19 protein-coding genes are annotated in these 20,115 nt (G+C 66.8%); 12 read left to right on the top strand and 7 right to left on the bottom strand.

Features of this window, described 5'->3' with window-relative positions:
- The first annotated feature begins 17 nt into the window (after nucleotides 1-17).
- Both OSC27_RS03765 and OSC27_RS03770 read left to right on the top strand, forming a co-directional pair.
- Nucleotides 18-1,292 (top strand): amidohydrolase, encoded by a 1,275-nt coding sequence (locus OSC27_RS03765; RefSeq protein ID WP_267180064.1) that lies wholly within the window; start codon nucleotides 18-20, stop codon nucleotides 1,290-1,292.
- A gap of 40 nt (nucleotides 1,293-1,332) precedes the next feature.
- Complete coding sequence (locus OSC27_RS03770; protein WP_267180065.1) at nucleotides 1,333-1,740, top strand: VOC family protein; 408 nt, start codon at nucleotides 1,333-1,335, stop codon at nucleotides 1,738-1,740.
- Between the two features lie 10 nt (nucleotides 1,741-1,750).
- Here OSC27_RS03770 and OSC27_RS03775 read toward each other — a convergent pair whose 3' ends face one another.
- On the bottom strand, nucleotides 1,751-2,329 hold the full coding sequence (locus tag OSC27_RS03775; RefSeq protein ID WP_267180066.1) for a TetR/AcrR family transcriptional regulator: 579 nt from the start codon (nucleotides 2,327-2,329) through the stop codon (nucleotides 1,751-1,753).
- 76 nt (nucleotides 2,330-2,405) lie between these two features.
- Between OSC27_RS03775 and OSC27_RS03780 the strand changes: the two genes are divergently transcribed.
- Nucleotides 2,406-4,886 (top strand): MMPL family transporter, encoded by a 2,481-nt coding sequence (locus OSC27_RS03780; protein WP_267180067.1) that lies wholly within the window; start codon nucleotides 2,406-2,408, stop codon nucleotides 4,884-4,886.
- A gap of 89 nt (nucleotides 4,887-4,975) precedes the next feature.
- Here the strand turns inward: OSC27_RS03780 and OSC27_RS03785 are convergent, their stop codons facing one another.
- Complete coding sequence (locus OSC27_RS03785) at nucleotides 4,976-5,830, bottom strand: NmrA family NAD(P)-binding protein (RefSeq protein ID WP_267180068.1); 855 nt, start codon at nucleotides 5,828-5,830, stop codon at nucleotides 4,976-4,978.
- Nucleotides 5,827-6,585, bottom strand: a complete 759-nt coding sequence (locus tag OSC27_RS03790; RefSeq protein WP_267180069.1) for an SDR family NAD(P)-dependent oxidoreductase — start codon at nucleotides 6,583-6,585, stop codon at nucleotides 5,827-5,829. The genes OSC27_RS03785 and OSC27_RS03790 overlap by 4 nt, the downstream gene beginning before the upstream one ends.
- Nucleotides 6,586-6,684: 99 nt before the next feature.
- Here OSC27_RS03790 and OSC27_RS03795 point away from each other — a divergent pair, with 99 nt between their 5' ends.
- The 3 genes from OSC27_RS03795 (at nucleotide 6,685) to OSC27_RS03805 (ending at nucleotide 8,619) form a co-directional block, all read left to right on the top strand.
- Nucleotides 6,685-7,140 (top strand): MarR family transcriptional regulator, encoded by a 456-nt coding sequence (locus OSC27_RS03795; RefSeq protein ID WP_267180070.1) that lies wholly within the window; start codon nucleotides 6,685-6,687, stop codon nucleotides 7,138-7,140.
- Nucleotides 7,141-7,319: 179 nt separating this feature from the next.
- Entirely contained in the window at nucleotides 7,320-7,931 is a 612-nt protein-coding gene (locus OSC27_RS03800; RefSeq protein ID WP_267180071.1) for a TspO/MBR family protein, read from the top strand.
- 46 nt (nucleotides 7,932-7,977) lie between these two features.
- Nucleotides 7,978-8,619 (top strand): CG0192-related protein, encoded by a 642-nt coding sequence (locus OSC27_RS03805; RefSeq protein WP_267180072.1) that lies wholly within the window; start codon nucleotides 7,978-7,980, stop codon nucleotides 8,617-8,619.
- A 27-nt stretch (nucleotides 8,620-8,646) separates the two neighbouring features.
- Here the strand turns inward: OSC27_RS03805 and OSC27_RS03810 are convergent, their stop codons facing one another.
- Nucleotides 8,647-9,669 (bottom strand): LacI family DNA-binding transcriptional regulator, encoded by a 1,023-nt coding sequence (locus tag OSC27_RS03810; RefSeq protein ID WP_267180073.1) that lies wholly within the window; start codon nucleotides 9,667-9,669, stop codon nucleotides 8,647-8,649.
- Nucleotides 9,670-9,887: 218 nt separating this feature from the next.
- Between OSC27_RS03810 and OSC27_RS03815 the strand changes: the two genes are divergently transcribed.
- The 6 genes from OSC27_RS03815 to OSC27_RS03840 all read left to right on the top strand — a co-directional run bounded on the left by OSC27_RS03815 (nucleotide 9,888) and on the right by OSC27_RS03840 (nucleotide 16,481).
- Nucleotides 9,888-11,219: an ABC transporter substrate-binding protein gene (locus OSC27_RS03815; RefSeq protein WP_267180074.1), complete on the top strand. Its 1,332-nt coding sequence runs from the start codon at nucleotides 9,888-9,890 to the stop codon at nucleotides 11,217-11,219.
- A gap of 52 nt (nucleotides 11,220-11,271) precedes the next feature.
- A complete protein-coding gene (locus tag OSC27_RS03820; protein WP_267180075.1) occupies nucleotides 11,272-12,183 on the top strand; it encodes a carbohydrate ABC transporter permease in 912 nt (303 codons plus the stop codon).
- A gap of 3 nt (nucleotides 12,184-12,186) precedes the next feature.
- Nucleotides 12,187-13,062, top strand: coding sequence for a carbohydrate ABC transporter permease (locus OSC27_RS03825; RefSeq protein WP_267180076.1), 876 nt, complete (start codon nucleotides 12,187-12,189; stop codon nucleotides 13,060-13,062).
- A 38-nt stretch (nucleotides 13,063-13,100) separates the two neighbouring features.
- Nucleotides 13,101-15,134, top strand: a complete 2,034-nt coding sequence (locus tag OSC27_RS03830; protein ID WP_267180077.1) for a glycoside hydrolase family 2 protein — start codon at nucleotides 13,101-13,103, stop codon at nucleotides 15,132-15,134.
- Between the two features lie 153 nt (nucleotides 15,135-15,287).
- Nucleotides 15,288-15,956, top strand: coding sequence for a pentapeptide repeat-containing protein (locus OSC27_RS03835; RefSeq protein ID WP_267180078.1), 669 nt, complete (start codon nucleotides 15,288-15,290; stop codon nucleotides 15,954-15,956).
- A 162-nt stretch (nucleotides 15,957-16,118) separates the two neighbouring features.
- Nucleotides 16,119-16,481, top strand: coding sequence for a VOC family protein (locus tag OSC27_RS03840; RefSeq protein WP_267180079.1), 363 nt, complete (start codon nucleotides 16,119-16,121; stop codon nucleotides 16,479-16,481).
- A gap of 35 nt (nucleotides 16,482-16,516) precedes the next feature.
- Here the strand turns inward: OSC27_RS03840 and OSC27_RS03845 are convergent, their stop codons facing one another.
- From OSC27_RS03845 to OSC27_RS03855, 3 genes are all read right to left on the bottom strand, one after another.
- Nucleotides 16,517-18,025, bottom strand: coding sequence for a serine hydrolase domain-containing protein (locus OSC27_RS03845; protein ID WP_267180080.1), 1,509 nt, complete (start codon nucleotides 18,023-18,025; stop codon nucleotides 16,517-16,519).
- A gap of 187 nt (nucleotides 18,026-18,212) precedes the next feature.
- Complete coding sequence (locus tag OSC27_RS03850) at nucleotides 18,213-18,806, bottom strand: DNA-3-methyladenine glycosylase I (RefSeq protein WP_323373909.1); 594 nt, start codon at nucleotides 18,804-18,806, stop codon at nucleotides 18,213-18,215.
- A 63-nt stretch (nucleotides 18,807-18,869) separates the two neighbouring features.
- Nucleotides 18,870-20,096 (bottom strand): DUF6114 domain-containing protein, encoded by a 1,227-nt coding sequence (locus OSC27_RS03855; protein ID WP_416348806.1) that lies wholly within the window; start codon nucleotides 20,094-20,096, stop codon nucleotides 18,870-18,872.
- Nucleotides 20,097-20,115 lie beyond the last annotated feature (19 nt).

Raw genomic sequence — 20,115 nt, forward strand, 5'->3', positions numbered from 1 at the left:
CCAGGAGAGGGGCCGGCATGAAGGCATCGACGTCGACGGTGGAGGCGGCGCGGGCCGTGCTCGGTGGGCAGCAGGGGATTGCGGCGTCGCAGGAGGACCTCTATCGCGATCTGCACGCGCATCCCGAACTCGGCAATCACGAGACCCGCACGGCATCGAAGGCGGCCGCGTTGCTCCGCGAGTGGGGCTACGAGACGCACGATCGGATCGGCAGCACAGGAGTGGTCGGGATGCTGCGCAACGGCCCGGGCCCGGTGGTTCTGGTACGAGCCGACATGGACGCGCTGCCCGTGAAAGAGGAGAGCGGCGTGCCGTACGCCAGCACGCAGACCGCGACGGATGAGAACGGGGCCGAAGTGGCGCTCTCACACGCGTGCGGGCACGACGTTCATGTGTCGGCGCTGCTCGGCGCCGCGCGCCTGTTCGCGGAGTCGAGCGACCGGTGGGCGGGCACGCTGATCGCGCTGTTCCAGCCGGCCGAGGAGATCGCGAGCGGGGCACAGATCATGCTCGACGGCGGGCTCGCCGACCTCATTCCGACGCCCACCGTCGCCCTCGCGCAGCACGTGCTGCCGATTCCCTCGGGAACCGTGGGAACCCGTGTCGGGCCCGTGCTCACCAGCGCCGACAACCTGCGCATCACGGTGTTCGGCCGCGGCGGCCACGGGTCGGCCCCCAACCTCACGGTGGATCCCGTGGTGCTGGCCGCCATGATCGTGGTGCGGCTGCAGACGGTCGTCTCGCGCATCGTACCGCCGGGGGAGCTCGCGGTCGTGACGATCGGCAGGCTCGAGGCGGGCTCCAAGAGCAACATCATCTCGGATCGGGCGACGCTGGAGCTGAACATTCGTACGTACAGCGACGCCACGCGGCAGACGATCGTCGACGGCATCGAACGCATCGTGCGGGCCGAGTGCGCGGCATCCGCTTCACCGAAACCGCCCACCTTCGAGTACTACGAGCACTACCCGGTGACGGTCAACGACGCAGGCGTGACCGCGACCGTCGCCGCCGCGTTCTCGGAGTACTTCGGGCCGGCCGCGACCGAACTCGCGCAGCAGACGGCGAGCGAGGACTTCAGCGAGATTCCGGATGCGCTTGGCGTGCCGTATTCGTACTGGGGCGTCGGCGGGGCCGACCCGGAGGCATATGCCAGGGCGAAGGCGGCAGGGACGATCGAGCAGGACATTGCCTCGAACCACTCGCCGCGGTTCGCGCCGCCGATCGAGCCGACGCTGCGCACGGCGACGGCGGCGATCGTCGTCGCCGCCACCGCATGGTTGGCTGCCTGAGCGCGCGTAGTCTTGGCATGCCACGGAACGGAGTAGTGCGATGCCCGAATTCGGAACGATCAGCCATCTCGACCTGACGGTCTCGGACGCCGAGAAGAGCGCGGCCTGGTACGTCGAGACGCTTGGCCTGAAACGCGCGCGACGCGCCGACCTCGACAATCGCATCATGATCGTGCTCGTGCACCCGGCGACTGGCCTCGTGATCGGGCTGAACCAGCACAACGAACCCGCCGCCGACCGCTTCGACGAGCGTCGGCCCGGCCTCGATCACGTCGGCTTCTCGGTGTCGGAGCGCGCGGAGCTCGATGGCTGGGAAGAGCGGCTGAGCGAACTCGGAGTCGACCATTCGCCCGTGACCGACGCACCCTCCGGCTCTGGCACGGCCCTCGTGTTCCGCGACCCCGACAACATTCAGCTCGAGTTCTGGTGGACGAGGCCGCGCGGCTGAGACGGGGCGGTCAGCGCGGCGCGGTGCCGAGCACGGCGTCGACGAGCCTGGCCGAGGCCTGAGTGTCGGCGGGGGAGCGGCTGAGGGCGCGCAGGATGACGGCGCCGAAGAGCGCCTCACCCATCTCGGCGAGTGGCGCATCCGGCTGCAGTTGTGAGGCCTCGACCGCCTCCTGCAGGCGGTTGATCACCGACGAGGTGGCGCCGAGGCTCTCGTGCAGGCGGCGTCCCACGTCGACGTTTTCCGCGGCCGCGGCGATGAGGGACCGCAGTAGGTCCTCGCCGCCCGGCTGCTCGAGCACGCGGAAGATCGCCTGCAGCCACGCGAGGATATCCGCTCGAACGTCACCCGTGCTCGGCACGTTGAAGCGGTCGGGCAGAATGAGGCCCTCGAGCAGGCAGTCGGAGACGAGGGCACTCTTCGAGGGCCACCAACGGTAGATCGTCTGCTTGCTCACGCCGGCCTCGGCCGCGATGCCCTCCATGGTGAGCTGGTCGTAGCCGCGTGTCTGAAAGAGCGTGGCGGTCGCGCCGAGAATCGATGCGCGGGCGGCCTCGCTGCGCACCGGCCCCTGGCGATGCTCGGACATGCTCACATCCTACGTACATCTTTCTAGATGAGACGCTGCGTATGATCTTTTCCGGAGATCTTCGAGAGGATTCGCAGTGGCTGAATTGCTGTACCGCCTTGGCACGTTCGCGGCACGTCGAGCGTGGGTGATCATCGGTGCGTGGGTCGTCGTGCTCGCCATTGCCGCCGGCGGGTTCCTCGTCGGCTTCAAGGGGCTCTCCTCAAGCTTCGACGTGCCAAACACCGCCTCGCAGGAGGTCATCGACACCCTTCAGCACAGGCTGCCCGACTTCAGCGGCGCCTCAGGCACCGTCGTGTTCACCACCGACAACGGCTCGGCGCTGAATGCCGAGCAGAAGAACGAGATCGGCGACCTGATCGCCGACGCGGATGACCTGCCCGACGTCGCGACGGTCGTCAACCCGTTCACGGCCGAGCAGCAACGTGCCGACCAGAAGCAGCAGCTCGCGGCTGGGCGGCAGCAGATATCCGACGCCAGGGCGCAGCTGTCGGCCGGCGAGGCGCAGCTTGCGGCGGGTGAGCAGCAGCTCGATGCGGCCCAGGCGCAGCTGGACCAGGCGAGGGAGGGCGCGAATGGCGCGGGAGCGGCATCCGCTCGGCTGGATGCTGCGCAGCACCAGCTCGACGACCAGCGCTCGCAGCTCAACGAGAAGAAGTCGGAGCTCGCCGACGGCAAGAAGAAGCTCGAGGCGCAGAGCACGAAGCTTGAGAACGGGGCGACGCTGGCGTCGCTGTCCAAGGGAATCCGCGTGGTGTCGAAAGACGGTTCGACCGCGCTCGTGAACGTGGCGTTCACCAAGCCGCGGCTCGAACTCTCGGAGGACGCCAAGCAGGCCGTCGTCGACCACTTCGAGTCGAAGCCGATCACGGGTGTCGACGTGTCGTTCTCGACCGAGATCTCGCAGGGCGTGCCCCAGATCTTCGGCGTTGGCGAGGCGACCGGTGTGGTGTTCGCGGCGATCGTGCTGATCGTGATGCTCGGCTCGATCGTGGCCGCGGTGCTGCCGCTGGTCACCGCGATCGTCGGCGTGGCCATCGGCGTGGTCGGGTCGCTGGCGTTCTCCGGCGTCGTGCAGATGGCCTCGGTGACGCCGGTGCTCGGGGTGATGCTGGGGCTCGCGGTGGGAATCGACTACTCGCTGTTCATCATAAATCGGCATCGAAAGCAGGTGCTGCAGGGCGCGGACGTGCACGAGTCGATCGGGCTCGCGAACGGCACGGCGGGCAACGCGGTGGTCTTCGCCGGCACCACGGTGATCGTGGCGCTGCTCGCCCTGAACGTCACCGGAGTGCCGTTCCTCGGGCTCATGGGCACGGTGGGGGCGGTGTGCGTGGCGGTCGCGGTGCTGATCGCGATCACGCTCACGCCCGCGCTGCTGGGGCTCGTCGGCACGCGGCTGCTCAGTCGCCGCGCTCGATCGCGCATCGGGCACGAGAGCATGAAGCCGCCGGTCGTGCGGCCGATGTCGACGGTGCGGGCGGTCGTGACCGTGCTGGTGAGTGTGGTGGCGCTGCTGATCGTGGCGATGCCCGCGCTGTCGATGCGGGTGGGGCTGCCCGATGGGTCGACGGAGCCGGAGGGTTCGGCGTCGTACCGGGCGTTCACCGTGACCGAGCACGAGTTCGGGGCGGGGGCGAACGGCCCGCTTCTCGTGACGGCGACGCTGCCGCACGGCCTCGACAAGGATCAGCAGCTCGCGGAACAGGTGACGATTGCGCAGAAGCTCGCGGACCAGCGAGATGTGGACGCGGTCGCGCCCATCGCGGTCTCGGAGGACGGCAGGCTCGCCGCGTTCCAGGTCGTGCCTGCTCACGGGCCGAACAGCGTGTCGACCGAGCATCTCGTGCGCGACCTGCGCGATCTGCCGCAGATCTCCGACGGCGTCACGCTCGGTGTGGCGGGCCAGGCGGCCATCAACATCGACATCTCTGAGGCGCTGTCTGACGTGCTGCCCATCTATCTGGTTGTGGTGGTCGGTCTCTCGTTGCTCATCATGATCCTGGTGTTCCGGTCTCTGCTCGTTCCGCTCATCGCGACCGGCGGATTCATCCTGTCCCTGTTCGCGACATACGGCGCGACGGTTGCGGTGTTCCAGTGGGGGTGGTTCGCGAACGTGCTCGGCATTCACAGCACGGGGCCGATTCTAAGCTTCCTGCCGATCATCCTCATCGGCATCCTGTTCGGCCTCGCCATGGACTACCAGCTGTTCCTGGCCTCGGGTATGCGGGAGGCGTACGTGCACGGGTCGGAGGCGCGGCTCGCTGTGATGCGCGGCTTCCGGGCCGGACGCTCGGTCGTGATCGCGGCCGGCCTCATCATGGTGTCGGTGTTCGGTGGCTTCGTGTTCTCTGAGTCGACCATGATCCGCTCGATCGGCTTCGGGCTGGCGTTCGGCGTGCTGCTCGACGCGTTCGTCGTGCGCATGCTGCTCATGCCCGCCCTCATGCATCTGCTCGGGCGGGCGGCATGGTGGCTGCCGAGGTGGATCGACCGCATCCTTCCCAACGTCGACGTGGAAGGCGCGGCGCTCGAGAGGCGGCACCAGCACTTCTAGCTGCGGTGCGGCGCGGCGCGGGGCGGCGTGCGGCGACCGGCCAGCCGGTCGAATCGGTGACGACCGTCGACCCTCGCCCCGCAGCCCTGCTATGCGTCGGCCCGGGAGAACCGGCCGGCGTGATCGGTCGCGAACAGGGAGAAGCTGGTGGCGGGCCGGCCCGCAATGCGTTCGACGTCGGGGCTGGTCCAGTCGGAGTCGCCGTGAGCGAAGAGCTCAAGTGCCTGCGCGTTGGCGTGTGCGACGGGCGTCGGCAGGCCCAGCTCGACCATTGCGGCCTCTTGCTCTTCCGTGGTGATGCGCCGGTGGGTGATGGTGCGGCCCAGAATCGTGGTGAGTTGGTCGGCGACGTCGTCGTAGGAAACGCGTGCCGGCCCGCTGAGCCGATACGTCTTCCCGGCGTGTTCGGCGGGTGAGGGAGCGATGACTGCCGCGACCGTGGCGACGTCGCGGGCATCGACCATGCCGATGCGGCCGTCGCCGGTGGAGGACGTGAACTCCGAGTTGGCCGCAATGGCGGGTGCCAGGGCGAGGAGATTTTGCATGTACGCGTTCGCCCTGAGCAGCGTGTGCGGAATTCCAGACTCCGCTAGTGCCACCTCGATGCGGTAGTGATCCCGGCGGCGCTGGATGGGCGAGTCTGGCGCGGCGTCGCTGGTGATCTTCGTCACGTGCGCCACGCCGGCCTTGCGTGCGGCATCGATGACGGCGATCTCCTGCGCTGGCACGGCCGGCGATACCAGCACGGCCGACTGAACGTCGGCGAGCGCTTCGGCTATCGAATCAGGCTGGTCGAGGTTGCCGCGGAATAGCTCGATTCCGGCGGCCGCGAGATCCTGGTGCGCCTCTGGGCTCCGAACAATGACGCGCACGGGCTGGCCTGCCGAGGCAAGGATCCTAGCAGTGTGAGCGCCGACCTTCCCGGCCGTGGTGACGAGGATCATGACGGGGCCCCGATCGCGGTCGCGGTCTCGGTCGCGAGTCGGGCGAGGGCGCTGTCGACCTCATCCGGTCCGTGCAGGCCGATCGAGGCGCTCGGCGCCGTGCTGGCCGTGATCGCGACGGCCACCTTACCGACATCGCCCGCATCGACCGCACCCTCCGCAAGGCGGGTGGAGACCGGCCCGAGGACGAGGGAGAACACCCGCCGAGATTCTCCGGCCTCGGCGGCAGCGACGCGCTGCATCATCAGCAGTGCAGCCTGCTCCATGCTCACCAGGCCGCTGCCGGGAACGGGCCAGGTCGCAGAGTCGCCCACGATGATCGTGTAGGCGCCCTGGTCGTTCAGGCGCGGAAGTGCCGCACGCAGCACCGCCATGTGCGTGGTTGCCAGGCCGGTGAACGCGGCGTGCCAATCGTCCTCGGTGATCTCAGCAAGAGTTCGCCCCTGCCACCACCCCCCGATCGGCGCGACGACGGAATCGAGGCCGCCACGGAAGCGCACGATCTGATCGACAAGGTCCTGTGCTCCGGCGAACGTGGTGTAGTCGTGCACGATCAGATGCAGATGCTCATCGGCGATCCGGCCCAGCAAGGCGCGGAACTCGTTCGCCCGCTCCTCTGACCGCGTGGGAACAATCACCTCTGCGCCTGCCGCGAGGAACGCGCGTACGACGCCTTCTCCAACCGCCCCGGTGCCACCGGGCACCAGGACCCGGTGACCGATAAGTTCGGGTGTCTTCCAGTGGGCTTCACTCATCGGGTCTCCAAACCTCGAATCCGCTTCGTTGTATCCAGCAACGTTGTGCTCGACAACGATAACACATTCGTTGCCGGTAGCAACGGTTATGATGGCGGCGTGGCTGATAACGACGCGACCCAACCCCCGGCCCGACTGCGGGCGCTCCTGAGTTGGCAGGTGAACAAGGCCGACATCGTCGGAACACGACTGACCGGGGCACGGATCCCCGCGACGGGACGGGCCGACTTCGCCGTCTTGGCCGCTCTGGAGGAATACGGGCCCATCAGTCAGGCCGACCTCGGCCGCCGACTGGGCCTCGACCGCAACCGCATAAATGGCATTACCACGCGCCTCGACGACAACGCCCACATCAGCCGTACGACCGATCCTGCCGACCGTAGGCGCAACGTTGTCACGATCACTCCCAGCGGGCGGCGCTACCTGGAGGAGTTGCAGGCGGCAACTGATGTCGCGCAGGCAGAGCTCGCCATGAAGCTTTCCGCCGCGGAATCCGAGCAGTTGCAAAAGCTGCTGGAAAAGCTCCTCGATGCGCACCCTGGCCTGCCCGGATAGCGCGTGGCCTGGCAGGTGAGTGTGGCGAATTGGCGCGCCGGGCGATAGCGACGACCGCCGACGAGTCTCGAGGACCACAGCTGTGCTCGGCCTTGCGCGGCGCGTGTCGCGACGTAGCATGGGCGGCGAATGCACCAGCACGCACGCCCGCGTCGGTGCCGACGAAAGGCGGGAAAGCCGTGTTCGTGAAGAAGCTCATCGTGACAGGCACGCTCACGGCTGCGACGGCACTCGTCGGGTCGGTGGCGAGCCGCGGGGTCGACAGCCGCTGGTATCGCAAGCTGAACAAACCGTCGATCCAGCCGCCGCGCGAGGTGTTCCCCATCGTCTGGACCACCCTCTACACAGGCATCGCTCTGGCCTCCGCGGGAGTGCTGACCGCCCGCAAACGGGCCAAGGCGGCAGCGCGAGCCCTGAACGCGGCGAATGCGGCGCTCGCCGTCGACGTCGTCGGTGACGTACAGACGGATGCCGACGGCTTCGCCGTCAGTACGCAGCCCCACACGAGCGTCAAAGCGAGCCTCGAGCACCACCCCACCCGCGGCTACCGCAGCGCGTTGCTGCTGAACCTACTGCTCAACGGTGGCTGGTCGTGGGCGTTCTTCCGGTCGCGCAACATCCCGCTCGCCCTTGCCGCCGCAGCCGGACTGGCCGTGAGCAGCGGCGATCTCGTGCGCCGGGCGGGCAGGGTGTCGCCCGGGCTCGGCTGGGCGCTCGTGCCGTACGCCGCCTGGTGCGCGTTCGCCACCGTGTTGACAGCGCGCATCCGCCGTCTGAACCCCGACGCATAGTCGCAGGCGAGACAACGTCGCGGCCGCTCGCGGCTAGTCTCGAGGCATGGCTCTCCTGCATCGGGCCGAACTGCGGCCGAGCAAACTCGAACTCGTGGGCGGCTGGCTGCCGTCGCAGCCCTGGTACACAGCGGATGGCGCGAGCTGGCTCGCGCTCACGCGGGTTGCCGCCTTCCGCTTCGACGACCCCGACGGGCGGGTCGGCATGGAGACTCTGCTCGTGCGGCCCGAGAGCGGGGGGCTGTACCAGGTTCCGCTGACCTACCGTGATGCGCCGCTGGCCGGGGCCGAGCGGTGGCTCATCGGCACCATGGAGCACTCCGTGCTCGGCACCCGCTACACCTACGATGCCGGCGGTGACCCCGTCCATGCGAGTGCACTCGCCCTCACGATCCTCACCGGGGCGTCCGAGGCTGAGCTCTTCTACGAGGTCGACGGCCGCCGGGAGACCAAGCCGAGCGACACGCACGTCTGGGGCAGCGGCGACGCGGCAGAGATGGAGCCACTGCGTGCGGTCGAGCCCGAGACGCGCGGCGCGACGACCCAGATGCGCGCCGGCCCTCGCGTTGTGGCGATCGAGCGGATGCCGCTGGCCGCCCCCGCAGGGTCGCTCGAGCCCGGCGAACACGAACTCGTGGGCACGTGGGAGGGGCAGCCGACCCCGGTGCGGCTCGCGACGGCGCGTTGAGCCCGCGCGCCCGCGTGGGCTGCCGCCCTATTCGGGCCGCTTTCCCGACGTGCTCTCGCGGGCGATGAGCGAGTGTGGCGCCACGATTTCCTTGGTGGGCAGATCGGGGTCTTCGATTCGTGCGGCGATTCGGGCGACCGCCTGCTCGGCGATATACGGGGTATCGAGAGAGACGGTACTGAGTGACGGGCGAGCATATCGCCCTTCTTCGATGTCGTCGATTCCGATGACCGCCACGTCTTCCGGAACTCTCAAGCCGGCGTCGAAGATGGCTCGCACAGCGCCCATGGCAAGTAGGTCGGAGTAGCAGAACACCGCATCAGGGCGTGGCGATTCCGTAAGTAGGGATGCGGCGGCGGCATAACCGTCGGCTCGGCTGTAATGCGCGGCCGTTCGCACGAGAGCCGGCTCGTGCGCGAGCCCCGCCTCATTGAGCGCTTTGCTGAATCCTTCTGTGCGTTGAAGCGGCGTCGCGTAGTGCTCCTTCGGCTGCGCTCCGATGGCGGCGATCCGACGGCGGCCGAGCTGCAATAGATGCGACGTCGCATCGTGTGCCGCCTGCACATTGTCGATGGCAACATGATCGAATCGGCCGTCAAACGTGTGCTCGCCGAGGAGGATGAGGGGCATCGTCTGGGAAGCGTTGACATCGACCAGCTCATCCTCGGTTGCGAGCGGCGCAAAGAGCATCCCGTCGAAAAGCATGCTCCGGTCGGCGCCGCGAAGGAGATCCTGCTCACGATCGTGGTCGTGGCCCGTCTGATCGATCATCACCTGGTATCCGACGCGGGCTGCGGCATTGATGACGTCACGCGCGAGTTCGCTGAAGTATGGCACGTCGATCTCCGGCACGACGAGTGCGAGAAGTCCGGTGCGGCCCGTGCGAAGCGTGCGAGCGACAGGATTAGGCCGGTAGTCCAATTCCTCAATAGCGAGTTGAACCCGCTCACGCATCCCAGGGCTGACGTGGGTGTAACCACTGACGACGTTCGATACCGTTCGCACTGATACCTTTGCGTGCTCCGCGACGTCGCGAAGTGTTGCTGCCATCGTGCCCCCTGCCCTCTGCTTCTCAGCACATACTAGCGTTTGCAACGTATGCAAACATGCTGTAGCGTTTTGCACACGTTGGCAAACGGTCCTGCATCTGTGGGACGCGAGTACCCGAATTCGGGCCCGAGCATCCGCGCGGGTCCTCTGCACAAGGGAGTGTCATGAAGACCGCATTCACGGCGAGGCGCAGGATTCCTGTCGCGCGCCTCCTCGCTTTGGGAACGGCGGCGCTCGTCGCCGTGGGGCTCACGGGCTGCGGCCCGGAGATCAGCTCAGGAGACTCGAACGATTCCACCGCATCGGCATCGATGCTCACAGCGCCCTCTGCCAAGTCGCCGAAGGGAGAGATCACGATCTGGGACCGATCCGGTGATCTTTTCAACGTGTTCGACGCGGCGATTTCTGAGTTCAACAAGAAGTATCCGGGAATCACCGTGCACCATGAGGCCGTCGACATCGACGCGAAGCTGCAGAACACGCTCATCACCGGTACCGATGTGCCCGACGGCGTGTTCCTTGACGACGCGAAGGTGGGCGGTTACGCGGACTACCTCTGGAACCTCAAGGTTGTGCTCGCGCCCTACACCAAGGACATCGCGCCGCAGAAGGTCGACGTTAACACGGTGAACGGCGGCATCTATGGCGTACCGTTCGACCTGGACCCGGGGCTGCTCTTCTACAACGCCAAGGCGCTGGAGGAGGCCGGAATCGACGCTGCAAGCATCAAGACGTACGACGATTTGATCGCTGCCGCAAAGCAGTATCAGTCGTTCAAGCCGTCGTCAAAGCCGATTCACCTTGAGCAGAGCGCTTTTCTCGGCCAACTGCAACTCGAAATGTACGCGAACCAGCTGGGCACCAGCCTTGCAGACAAGAACGGGAAGCTGAGGCTGGATTCTCCTCAGTACAAGCAGATCCTGGGCTGGCTCGATGGCGTGCAGAAGCAGGGTCTGGGAACTCGGGCGGAATATCTGAGCCCAAGTGACGTCGGCGCTCTTGACTCGTCCGACGAAGTCTTCTACCCGTGGTCGATCTGGTTCGATTTCGCACCACAGCAGCAGCTGACCAAGACAAAGGGAGATTGGCGGGCAATGCCGCTTCCGGCTTGGACCGCGGGTGGTGCCAGAAGCGGCGCAATGGGCGGATCATCATTTGTGCTACCCAAAGCGGGCAAGAACTCGCAGCTGGCGTGGCTCTTCTACAAGTTCCTGATGTATGACAAGGCTGGCTACACGGCGGTGTACGGGCCGAACGATATCTACCCCGGTGGGCTGAACACGTCGATACCGGCGTACGAGCCGGCCGCGGATCCTGACCAGCCGCTCTTCCAGCCCATCAAGGAGATGGGCAACCAGGACCTGTGGTCCACTGCGATCAAGGCAGGCAAGGAGATCCCGGGTGGTGCGCCAATCCCGTCATGGTGGTCCGGTGCCGTCGACTACCTCGGCAACAACATCCAGAAGATGCTCGACGGCTCGCTGACGCCTCAGCAGGTGATCGATCAATCATCGAAGGACATCCAGGCGAACCTGATCGATCGCCAGTGAAGCCCCGAGACCGATCCACTCACTGCACCCATCGCTGCACCAAGGAATACCAGTGACGACAACGACAGCCGTACCTCTCGAAACGTGGAAGTCACGTCGGGGCTACTCCATGCGCAGGGCGGTCGCGCCGTATCTGTTCGTGTTGCCGTTCATCGCCATCTTCCTCGCGTTCAGTGTGTATCCGCTGCTGTTCACGTTGCGATTGAGCTTCACGAACTGGCACGGCTCGGGAGCGGCGCAGTGGGTCGGTCTCGGCAATTACACCTACCTGCTGAGAAGTGATGCGTTCTGGGGATCGCTCGCGAACTCGGGCATGCTCTGGCTGCTGATCGTTCCGGTTCAGATCGTGCTCTCTGTCATCGTCGCTGTACTACTCGACAATGCAAAGCTGCGGCTTCGCGGCTTCTACCGTGTCGCGTTCATTGTGCCGTTCGTCACCCCGCTCGTCGCGGTCGCCCAGATCTGGATCGTTCTCTTCGACCAGAACTATGGGGCAGTCAACGGGCTTCTGAATCTGATAGGCCTGCCGGATGTCGGGTGGCTGGTCACGAGCGTATGGGCCAAGCCGACTCTCGCACTGCTCTTCCTCTGGAAGACAAGCGGCTTCATCATCATCATTCTTTTATCGGGGCTTCAGGCGATCGATTCGAACGTCTATGAGGCGGCCTCGATCGACGGAGCGAATCGACCGCGGCAAGTGTGGAGCATCACCGTTCCGCTGCTGAGGCGAACGATCATGTTCGCCGTCGTGCTCCAGACCCTCGCGGTGTTCCAGATGTTCGCTGAGCCATTCGTCGTGACCAAGGGCGGCCCCTACAACTCGACCACGACGGCAGGCCTCTACCTGTACAACCACATCAACCGAGCTGACCTCGGAACCGGCGCGGCCAACTCGTTCCTTCTCGTGATCATCGTGATGGCTCTGTCGTTGGGCTTCGTGCGGCTGCTGAGGGCGAAGGACTGAACAATGACTGCCACCGCCGTGCCAACACGTCGAGCGCACCGCAGACCACTCGTCGGCTCGAACGTCTTCCTTCTCATTCTCACGCTCGCATTCCTCGCGCCGGTGGCCTGGGCGCTCGTCTCGGCCTTCAAGCCGGCGGCCGAGATCATCAGTGACCCGCTCGGCCTCGACCTCAGAGGTCTCACCCTCGACAATTTCCGCGGCATGTTCCACGACGTTCCGATCGGCTCGGGATTCCTCAACACGGCCGTTGTGCTCGTCATCAAGGGCGCGATCACCCTGTTCTGCGCGCCTCTGGCGGCCTACGCCTTCGCGAAGTACGACTTCCGCGGCAAGAACGCGATCTTCGGCACCGTGCTGCTCACGCTGATGTTGCCGACCATCGTGCTCATCATCCCGCTGCTGCTCGAGATGAAGCAGCTTGGCTGGGTGAATACGTACCAGGCCCTGATTCTGCCCGGGTCGGTAGACGCCTTCGCGATCTTCTGGATGAGGCAGGTCATCTCAGCCGTTCCGGACGAGCTCCTCGACGCCGCGCGGGTCGATGGATGCGGTGAATTCGGGATCTTCTGGCGTGTCGTCGTCCCAGTGATCCGACCGGGCCTGGCCGGGCTTGCCGTGCTCACCATCATGAACATCTACAACGACTTCGTATGGCCAGTCGTCGTTGCGAGTTCAAGCAAGATGGCCACCTTGCAGGTCGTGTTGTCGACGCTTGCGCAGAACATCACAGGACACAAGGTGGGAGCGGACTATGCGACCGTCACCGGGGAGTTGCTCGCCGCGAGCTCCATCGCGCTCGTTCCCCTTCTGATCCTGTTCATCGTGCTCCAGAAGCACTTCATCAACGGCATTCTCGCCGGCAGCGTCAAAGGCTGACCACGGTGCCGAACACTGAACCGAAAGGCTCCCCCTTCATGTCCGTTCCCAAGCCCGAGTACCCGAGGCCCGATTTCGATCGCTCTGACCGCTGGCTCACTCTCAACGGTGAGTGGAGCTTCGAGCCGACCGCAGGAGGCGCAGAGACGATTCTCGTGCCGTTCGCCTGGGAGACGGAGGCCTCGGGCGTTCGCAGAACGTGGCTTGAAGCTGCGACCTACAGTCGGTCACTCACCGTGCCGCAGGAATGGGCGTCGTTCCGCGTCGTGCTGAACTTCGGGGCAGTGCATCATTCCGCTCGCGTCTTCATCGACGGAGCTCTCATCGGGACTCATTCAGGCGGGTACACATCGTTCGAGTTCGACATCACCGAACTCGTTGTACCAGGCCGATCTGCCGAGCTTGCCGTCGAGGTGCACGCGCCCGCGGATAAGCGACAGATCCCGCATGGCAAGCAGAGATCCATTCCTCGCGACGACTACGACGGCGTCTCGTTCACGCCGACATCAGGAATCTGGCAGTCGGTGTGGCTGGAGGCGCGAGGACGCACCTACCTCTCCGCCGCGCAGCTGCGAGGCGACTCCCTGACCGCGATAGCGGTGCACGGCTCTCTCGTCGGTGATCGCCCGGCAGATACCGTGGTGATCGCGCGGGTAGATGGACAGGAAGCGGCCTTTCGCACCGACGCCGAGGGGCGCTTCGGGGGGCAGATCGAGTTGCGTGATCCGAAGACGTGGAGCCCCGAGCATCCGTATCTCTACGAGGTCGACTTCACCGTGGGCACTGGTGCCGGCGCGGATCATGTGCGGGCCACAACGGGGCTGCGGCGCATCGAGACGCGGGGAGAGGAGTTGTACCTGAACGGAGATCGGCTTTACGTGCGCGGTGTGCTCGACCAGGGCTATTGGTCAGAGTCCGGGCTCACTGCTCCCACAGACGCGGCGCTGCTGCACGACCTCGAACTCGCGCAAGAACTCGGCTTCAATCTGGTGCGCAAGCATCTCAAGTTTGAAGAACCGCGTTGGCTGCACTACGCCGACCAGATGGGCATGCTCACCTGGTGTGAGCCCGCCTGTCCGAGCCGATACTCGCCCGCGGCAGCAGCGGCATTTGAAGCGCAGCTTCCTGATCTCGTGCGGCGCGACGGCAACCACCCGTCGATCGTGGTGTGGGGCCTCTACAACGAAGAGTGGGGCCTGGATTGGGACATTCCCGGCAGCCCTGAGCGGGCGGCGGCGGCAACCCATGCGTATGACGTGATGCGAAAGCTTGATGACAGTCGGCCGATCGTCGAGAACTCTGGGTGGGGCCATGTTCGAACTGATCTTGTCGACTGGCACTACTACGACGAGGATCCTGCCGCGTGGGCGACGAACGTCGCCGCGCTGGCGAGCGGCGAGAGCGAGAGCTTCGAGGTTAAGCTCGGGCCTGACTTCATCGTCGACAAGGGGTTCTACGGAGACGAGGCCATGCCGCGCACGGGGATCCCGATCCTGAACAGCGAATTCGGTGCCGGTTTCACCAGCCTCGAGCGCGCGTGGCACGTGCGCTGGCAGACGCAGGAGATCCGGCGCCACGACCGGTTCGCGGGATACGTGTACACCGAACTGGCCGACGTCGAGCATGAGATGGCGGGGCTGCTCGACGCGGAGAGGCGCCCGAAGGATTGGGGCGGACTGACGCCGGCGCTGGTGAATGCGCCGACCGTGATCATCGTCGATCTGGTTCCGGAGAGGGCGGGAGCCGACATTCCCGTTCCCGGCGCGCCTCTGCGTCTCGACGTTCGTGTCTCTCACCATGGACCGAATCGCATAGCGGGCGTGGTTCGGGCGGCATGGGGCGCGGCAGGCTCACAACTAGCCTCTGTCGTGACCGGTGCCGTGGCGGATGAAGTGCACGCTGCTGTCACGCCGTATCGGGTAAGCGAACCGGTAGCTCTGAAGCTGCCGGCGCCTGGCGGACCCGCGCGACTGCATATCTGGCTCGAGGTCGATGAGCGGCGCATCGCAAGCACGTTCATCGATGCCGCTCCCGTCGAGCAGCCGAACCGCCGGGGCGCTCGAACGAACTGACTCCGGTGATGCGCGGCGGCACGCGCTCTTCTTGCCAACGTGAGCGCGTGCCGTCCTTGCGACGCGGCAGACTGTCGACGAACTGACATGCTGGCTGCAAGACTTGGTGACGCACCCGACAGGTGCACTGACCAAAGGGAAGGCGAGGTCGGCATGGCACAACGCACGACGACACTCGCGCCGCGCATCGACCCGGTCCGGCTCTCGGGACTGGTCGATGACGATGGCGCCGAGCTCGGGCACTCGGCGTTCCAAGAGGAGGGCAAGCGGTTCTCAGGCCTCGACCTCACCGGGCGCGATCTGAGCGACGCCACATTCAGTGAGTGTGAGTTCATCGACGTGAGCCTGCATCAGGCAGACCTGCAACGCGCATCCGTCATCGAAACCACGATGGAGCGCGTGAACGCCCCGGTGCTCAGCGCCGCCCGCTCCCGGTTTCGGGACGTGGTCGTGAGCGGCTCGAGAATCGGGTCGGGCGAGCTCTACGACGCGAGCTGGCAGTCGGTTCGCGTCGAGAACTGCAAGCTCGGCTTCCTCAACCTGCGCGGGGCGAGACTGCTCGATGTGCTCTTCGTCGACTGCGTGATCGACGAGCTCGACCTGGGCGGCGCGAAGGCCAAGCGGGTGGCCTTCGCTGGCACGAGCGTCGCGAGCCTCGACGTGACGCAGGCCGAGCTGAAGAACGTCGACCTTCGGGATGCGCAGCTGCACGCCATCAGAGGAATCATGCCCGGCCTGCGCGGCGCGACGATGAGCTCCGTGCAGGTTGCTCAGCTCGCCGACACCTTCGCCGCTCACCTGGGCATCGTCGTCGACGAGTGAGCGCGAGCGGGCCCGGCACCTGATCGTGTGCCCGGCGCGCCGGGCCTTCTGTGCGTTCGCCGGGTCTTCTGTGCGTTCGCCGGGTCTTCTGTGCGTTCGCTGGGTCTTTTGTGCGTTCGCCGGGTCTGGTGGCGTGACATTCGCGGTGGTACTTTGCCCCACATGACCATCGCGGCTTTCCCCAGTGTTGTTCTCGACTGCCCGGATGCGCCCGCGCTCGCCGCCTTCTATGGCGACGTGCTCGGCTGGAACGTGAGCGTCGGTGACGACGGGTGGGCAGACATCCGACCCGAAGACGGCAACAACTGCATCTCGTTTCAGCAGGTGGAGGACTACCGCGCGCCCGAGTGGCCCGGGCAGGCCGTGCCGCAGCAGATGCACCTCGACCTCATGGTGCGCGACCTGGACCAGGCCGAGGCCGCGGTACTCGAGCGTGGCGCCACGAAGGCCGAGCTGCAGCCGGGAACGACGTTCCGGGTCTTTCTCGACCCCGCCGGGCACCCCTTCTGCCTCTGCGTCCAGTAGCGGTTACGCGCGGCCTCACCCTCGAGGCGACGGCCTCACCCTCGAGGCGACGGCGACTGCAGATCGTGCAGGCGAGCGGATGCGTCCGCCAGCGGCACGGTCGACCACGAGGCGGCGAACGTTCCCTTACGGGCCGAGCACGTGAGCCGCAGCCGGTGCGGCGTCTCGAGGAAGATGACGTCGAAGCGCAGGGTGTCGCCGTCGCCGTCGTGGCTATCGCTGTCGTTGCGGCCATTGCCGTTGCCGCTGCTCCAGCCGCCCTCGACGGCAACGGGGGGAGCGGGCGCCTCGTGGGTCACAGCCCAGTCGCCGTTCCCGAGCCGCGCCTCGATGCGCCCGCTGGCGTCAACGAGAGCGATCCGCCACTCGTCGCCGACGCGGAGCACCTCGACGGCCTCCGGCGTCGGCGCGTTCCGCGGGGCGGACGGCAACGGCTGAAGGTGGGCGTGCTCCCAGTCGGCGCTGCGGGCGGGGTGCGGCTGCAGCATCCGCTTGGGTGTTGAAACGGGGGCGACGCGGAGGTCCGCCAGGCGATCGAGCAGCCGCTGGTCGGCGCCCGTGCGCTCGCGCGGTTCGCTGCCGAAGGCGGGCACCAGATGCTGCCAGAACAGCTCGAGCGTGCGCTGCATCTCGACGGTGGCGCCGGTGAAGGCGATGACGGCGTCGTGCTCGGGCAGTACCACGCAGAACTGGCCGAAGGCGCCGTCGCCGCGGTAGCCGTGCTGCGAGATCCAGAACTGAAAGCCGTAGCCGAGCGACCAGTCGGGCAGCGGCGGGGTGGTGGGCGTGATGCCGGGTTCGGCGGCGGTCGGAATGTGGGCGTGCGTGGCATCGTCGACCCACTCGGCGGGGATCAGCTGCGTCTCGCCCCAGCGGCCGCGCGACAGGTACAGCTGCCCGAGGCGGGCAATGGCGTCGGTGGGGGCATGCAGGCCCGTGAAGCCGAGATTGCGGCCGGCCGGCACCTCCTGCCAGCCGAGGGGCGGCAGGTCGAGCGGGTCGAACAGGCGCGGGCGCAGGTACTCGACGAGCGTCTGCCCCGCCCGCTTCTGGATGATGGCCGCGAGCGTGTATGTCGCCGGCTGGTTGTAGGCGAAGATCGTGCCGGGGTCGCGATCGGGCGGCACGAGCAGGAACCCTCGCACCAGGTTGGTCGGATCGTTCGCCATCGCCGCGTCGAGTGTGTCGGACGTGTGGCCACTCGACATGGAAGCCACGTGCCGCACGAGCATCGAACGGCTGCGCGGGTCGACGATGTCGTCGGCGAACTCGGGAAAGTAGTCGATGACGGGCGTATCGAGATCAATCAGCCCCTCGGCAACGGCGAAGGCGGCGGCCGTCGACGTGAAGCTCTTGCTCAGGGAGTACAGCAGGTGCGGCCGATCCCTCGCGTATGGCGCCCACCAGCCGGATGCGACGATCCGCCCATGCCGAACGATCATGAGGCTGTGCGGGTTCTGCCCGGGGTCGGCGTCAAGAGCGTCGATAAGGCGAAGGATGCCGTCGGCGTCGACTCCCTGCTGGCTGGGGCTGCTCGTCTGCATCACCCCAAACTAGCGCGTGCGTCGGGATCACTCCCGGCCGTGCAGTATTCAGGAGGAATCGGGGCCGTCGCGGCGTGTCGCGCGTTCCGCCGCGGCGTGTTGCCCGGTTTCTCCTGCGCTATGCACGAGGGCGCGGCTGAGGGCTGAGGAGGGCACGGCTGAGGGCCGAGGGCTGAGGGCTGAGGACTCAGGCCCCCGGCCAGACGCCGGAGCTGCCGCGGCGGTGGCTCGTAACCAGGTGCGTATCGACCATGCCGATCGCCTCCATGAGCGCGTACATGGTCGTCGGTCCCACGAACACGAAACCCTCCCGGCGCAGGGCCTTCGCCAACGCAACCGACTCGGGTGAGCTGGTCGGGATGTCGGTGATCGTGCGGGGCGCTGGGGTCGCATCCGGTTGAAAAGACCAGACGACGTCGACGAGGCCGCCGCGCTCGCGCAGGTCGACGGTCGCGCGTGCGTTCGTGATGGCCGCGCGGATCTTCAGCCGGTTGCGCACAATGCCGGCGTCGGCGAGCAGCCGGTCGACATCGGCATCGGTGAAGGCGGCCACGCTCTCGGGGTCGAAGCCGGCGAACGCGGCCCGGAACGCAGGCCGCTTGCGCAGGATCGTCGCCCACGACAGCCCCGACTGGAACGCCTCCAGGCTGATGCGCTCGTACAGTCCGTGCTCATCGCGCACGGGCATGCCCCACTCGGTGTCGTAGTACTCGCGCAGCAGGGGGTCGGTCGCGGCCCAGGGCGGTCGGGCCAGACCGTCGTCGCCGATGATGGTCGTCACGACACCAAGCCTGTCACGACACCCGGCCTGCACGGCACCAAGCCTGTCACGACGCCCGGCCGCTCATCCCTTCAACACCTGGTGCGTCGGCGTGAACGTGATGGAGTCTGCGGTGACGCCCACCAGCCCGAGGTTCACGGTGAGCAGGCTCGATGGCAGTTGCGGTGTCGGGCTCGTGGTGTCGGTGCCGAGGGCGATCGTGGTTCCGTCGCCGAGGGTCGCCGAGAGCGAGTCGACGTACACCTGCACGTGGCCGCGCAGCTGCATGCGGTCGGCGTGCGTGACCAGCACCGGGCCGGTCTGCTTGCCGACGTCGAGGCTGAAGCCGTCGATCTGGATGCTGTCGGCCGACAGCTTGAGCACCGGGACGGTTCGGCCGTCGATCAGCTGCACCGTCACGAGCTGCACGGTCGGGATGCCCGTGAACGAGATCGACTTGCCTCCCAGCCGGGCCGCGGGCAGCGTGAAGATCGGCGCCCCTGCGTCGCGGATGGCCGACCCCTGCGGCGCCGGCGTCGCGGGCGTCGTGCCGTCGGAACTCGCACCGCCGCCCGTGGCGCCTCCCGCGCTGCCGCCCCCGTCGCCGGGCCCCGGATCGTTCGTGGCCGACCCTCCCGTCGACGCGCCGCCGCCCGTGGGCGAGTCGGAGGGTGTGGGGGAGGGCGCTGGGGAGGAGCAGTGCATGAGGATCGGGATACACAGGCCCGCCCGTGCCTGGTCCGGAGCTGCGGCCGCGCCGACTCCCGTGAGGGAGGCGGCGAGCACGAGTGCGACGGCAGCACGGCCGTGCGCGCCGCGCCAGGGTGTGCGCGGGCGCATCCGGGCCAGACGGCGAGACTCGTGCCCAGCGTTCGCGTCCCGCTCATGGTCATCGTCGCCACCGTCGCCACGTTCGGCACGTTCGGCACGTTCGGCACCCTCGCCACCCTCGGCGGCTCGATCGCCCGCAACCCCGTCGCCCGCAACTCCATCGCCCGCAACCCCGTCGCCTGAGGCGACCATGTTGCCGCGTTTCGGCATCCATGCCACGGTGATCACGCCGCCGACGGCGCCGAGCAGCATGCCGATGAAGAATCCGCCGAGGTTCACGCCGACGAGCGAGTAGACGGAGACGACAAGCGCGATGACGCCGTAGAAGATGCGGTGCGCCGGCATGGCGATCACGAGGATACCGAGCAGCACGAGCAGCACCGGAATGATGGTGGCCTGCAGCCCCTCGATGCCCACATGAACGTGGATCTTGCCGATGTCGAGCTGGCCCGAGAAGAAGATCTCAATGCCGGCGAGCACCGTGAGAACGCCGCCGAGG

It is taken from the genome of Microbacterium sp. STN6 (genome assembly GCF_026410545.1).
In the GTDB taxonomy this organism is placed as follows: Bacteria; Actinomycetota; Actinomycetes; order Actinomycetales; family Microbacteriaceae; genus Root112D2.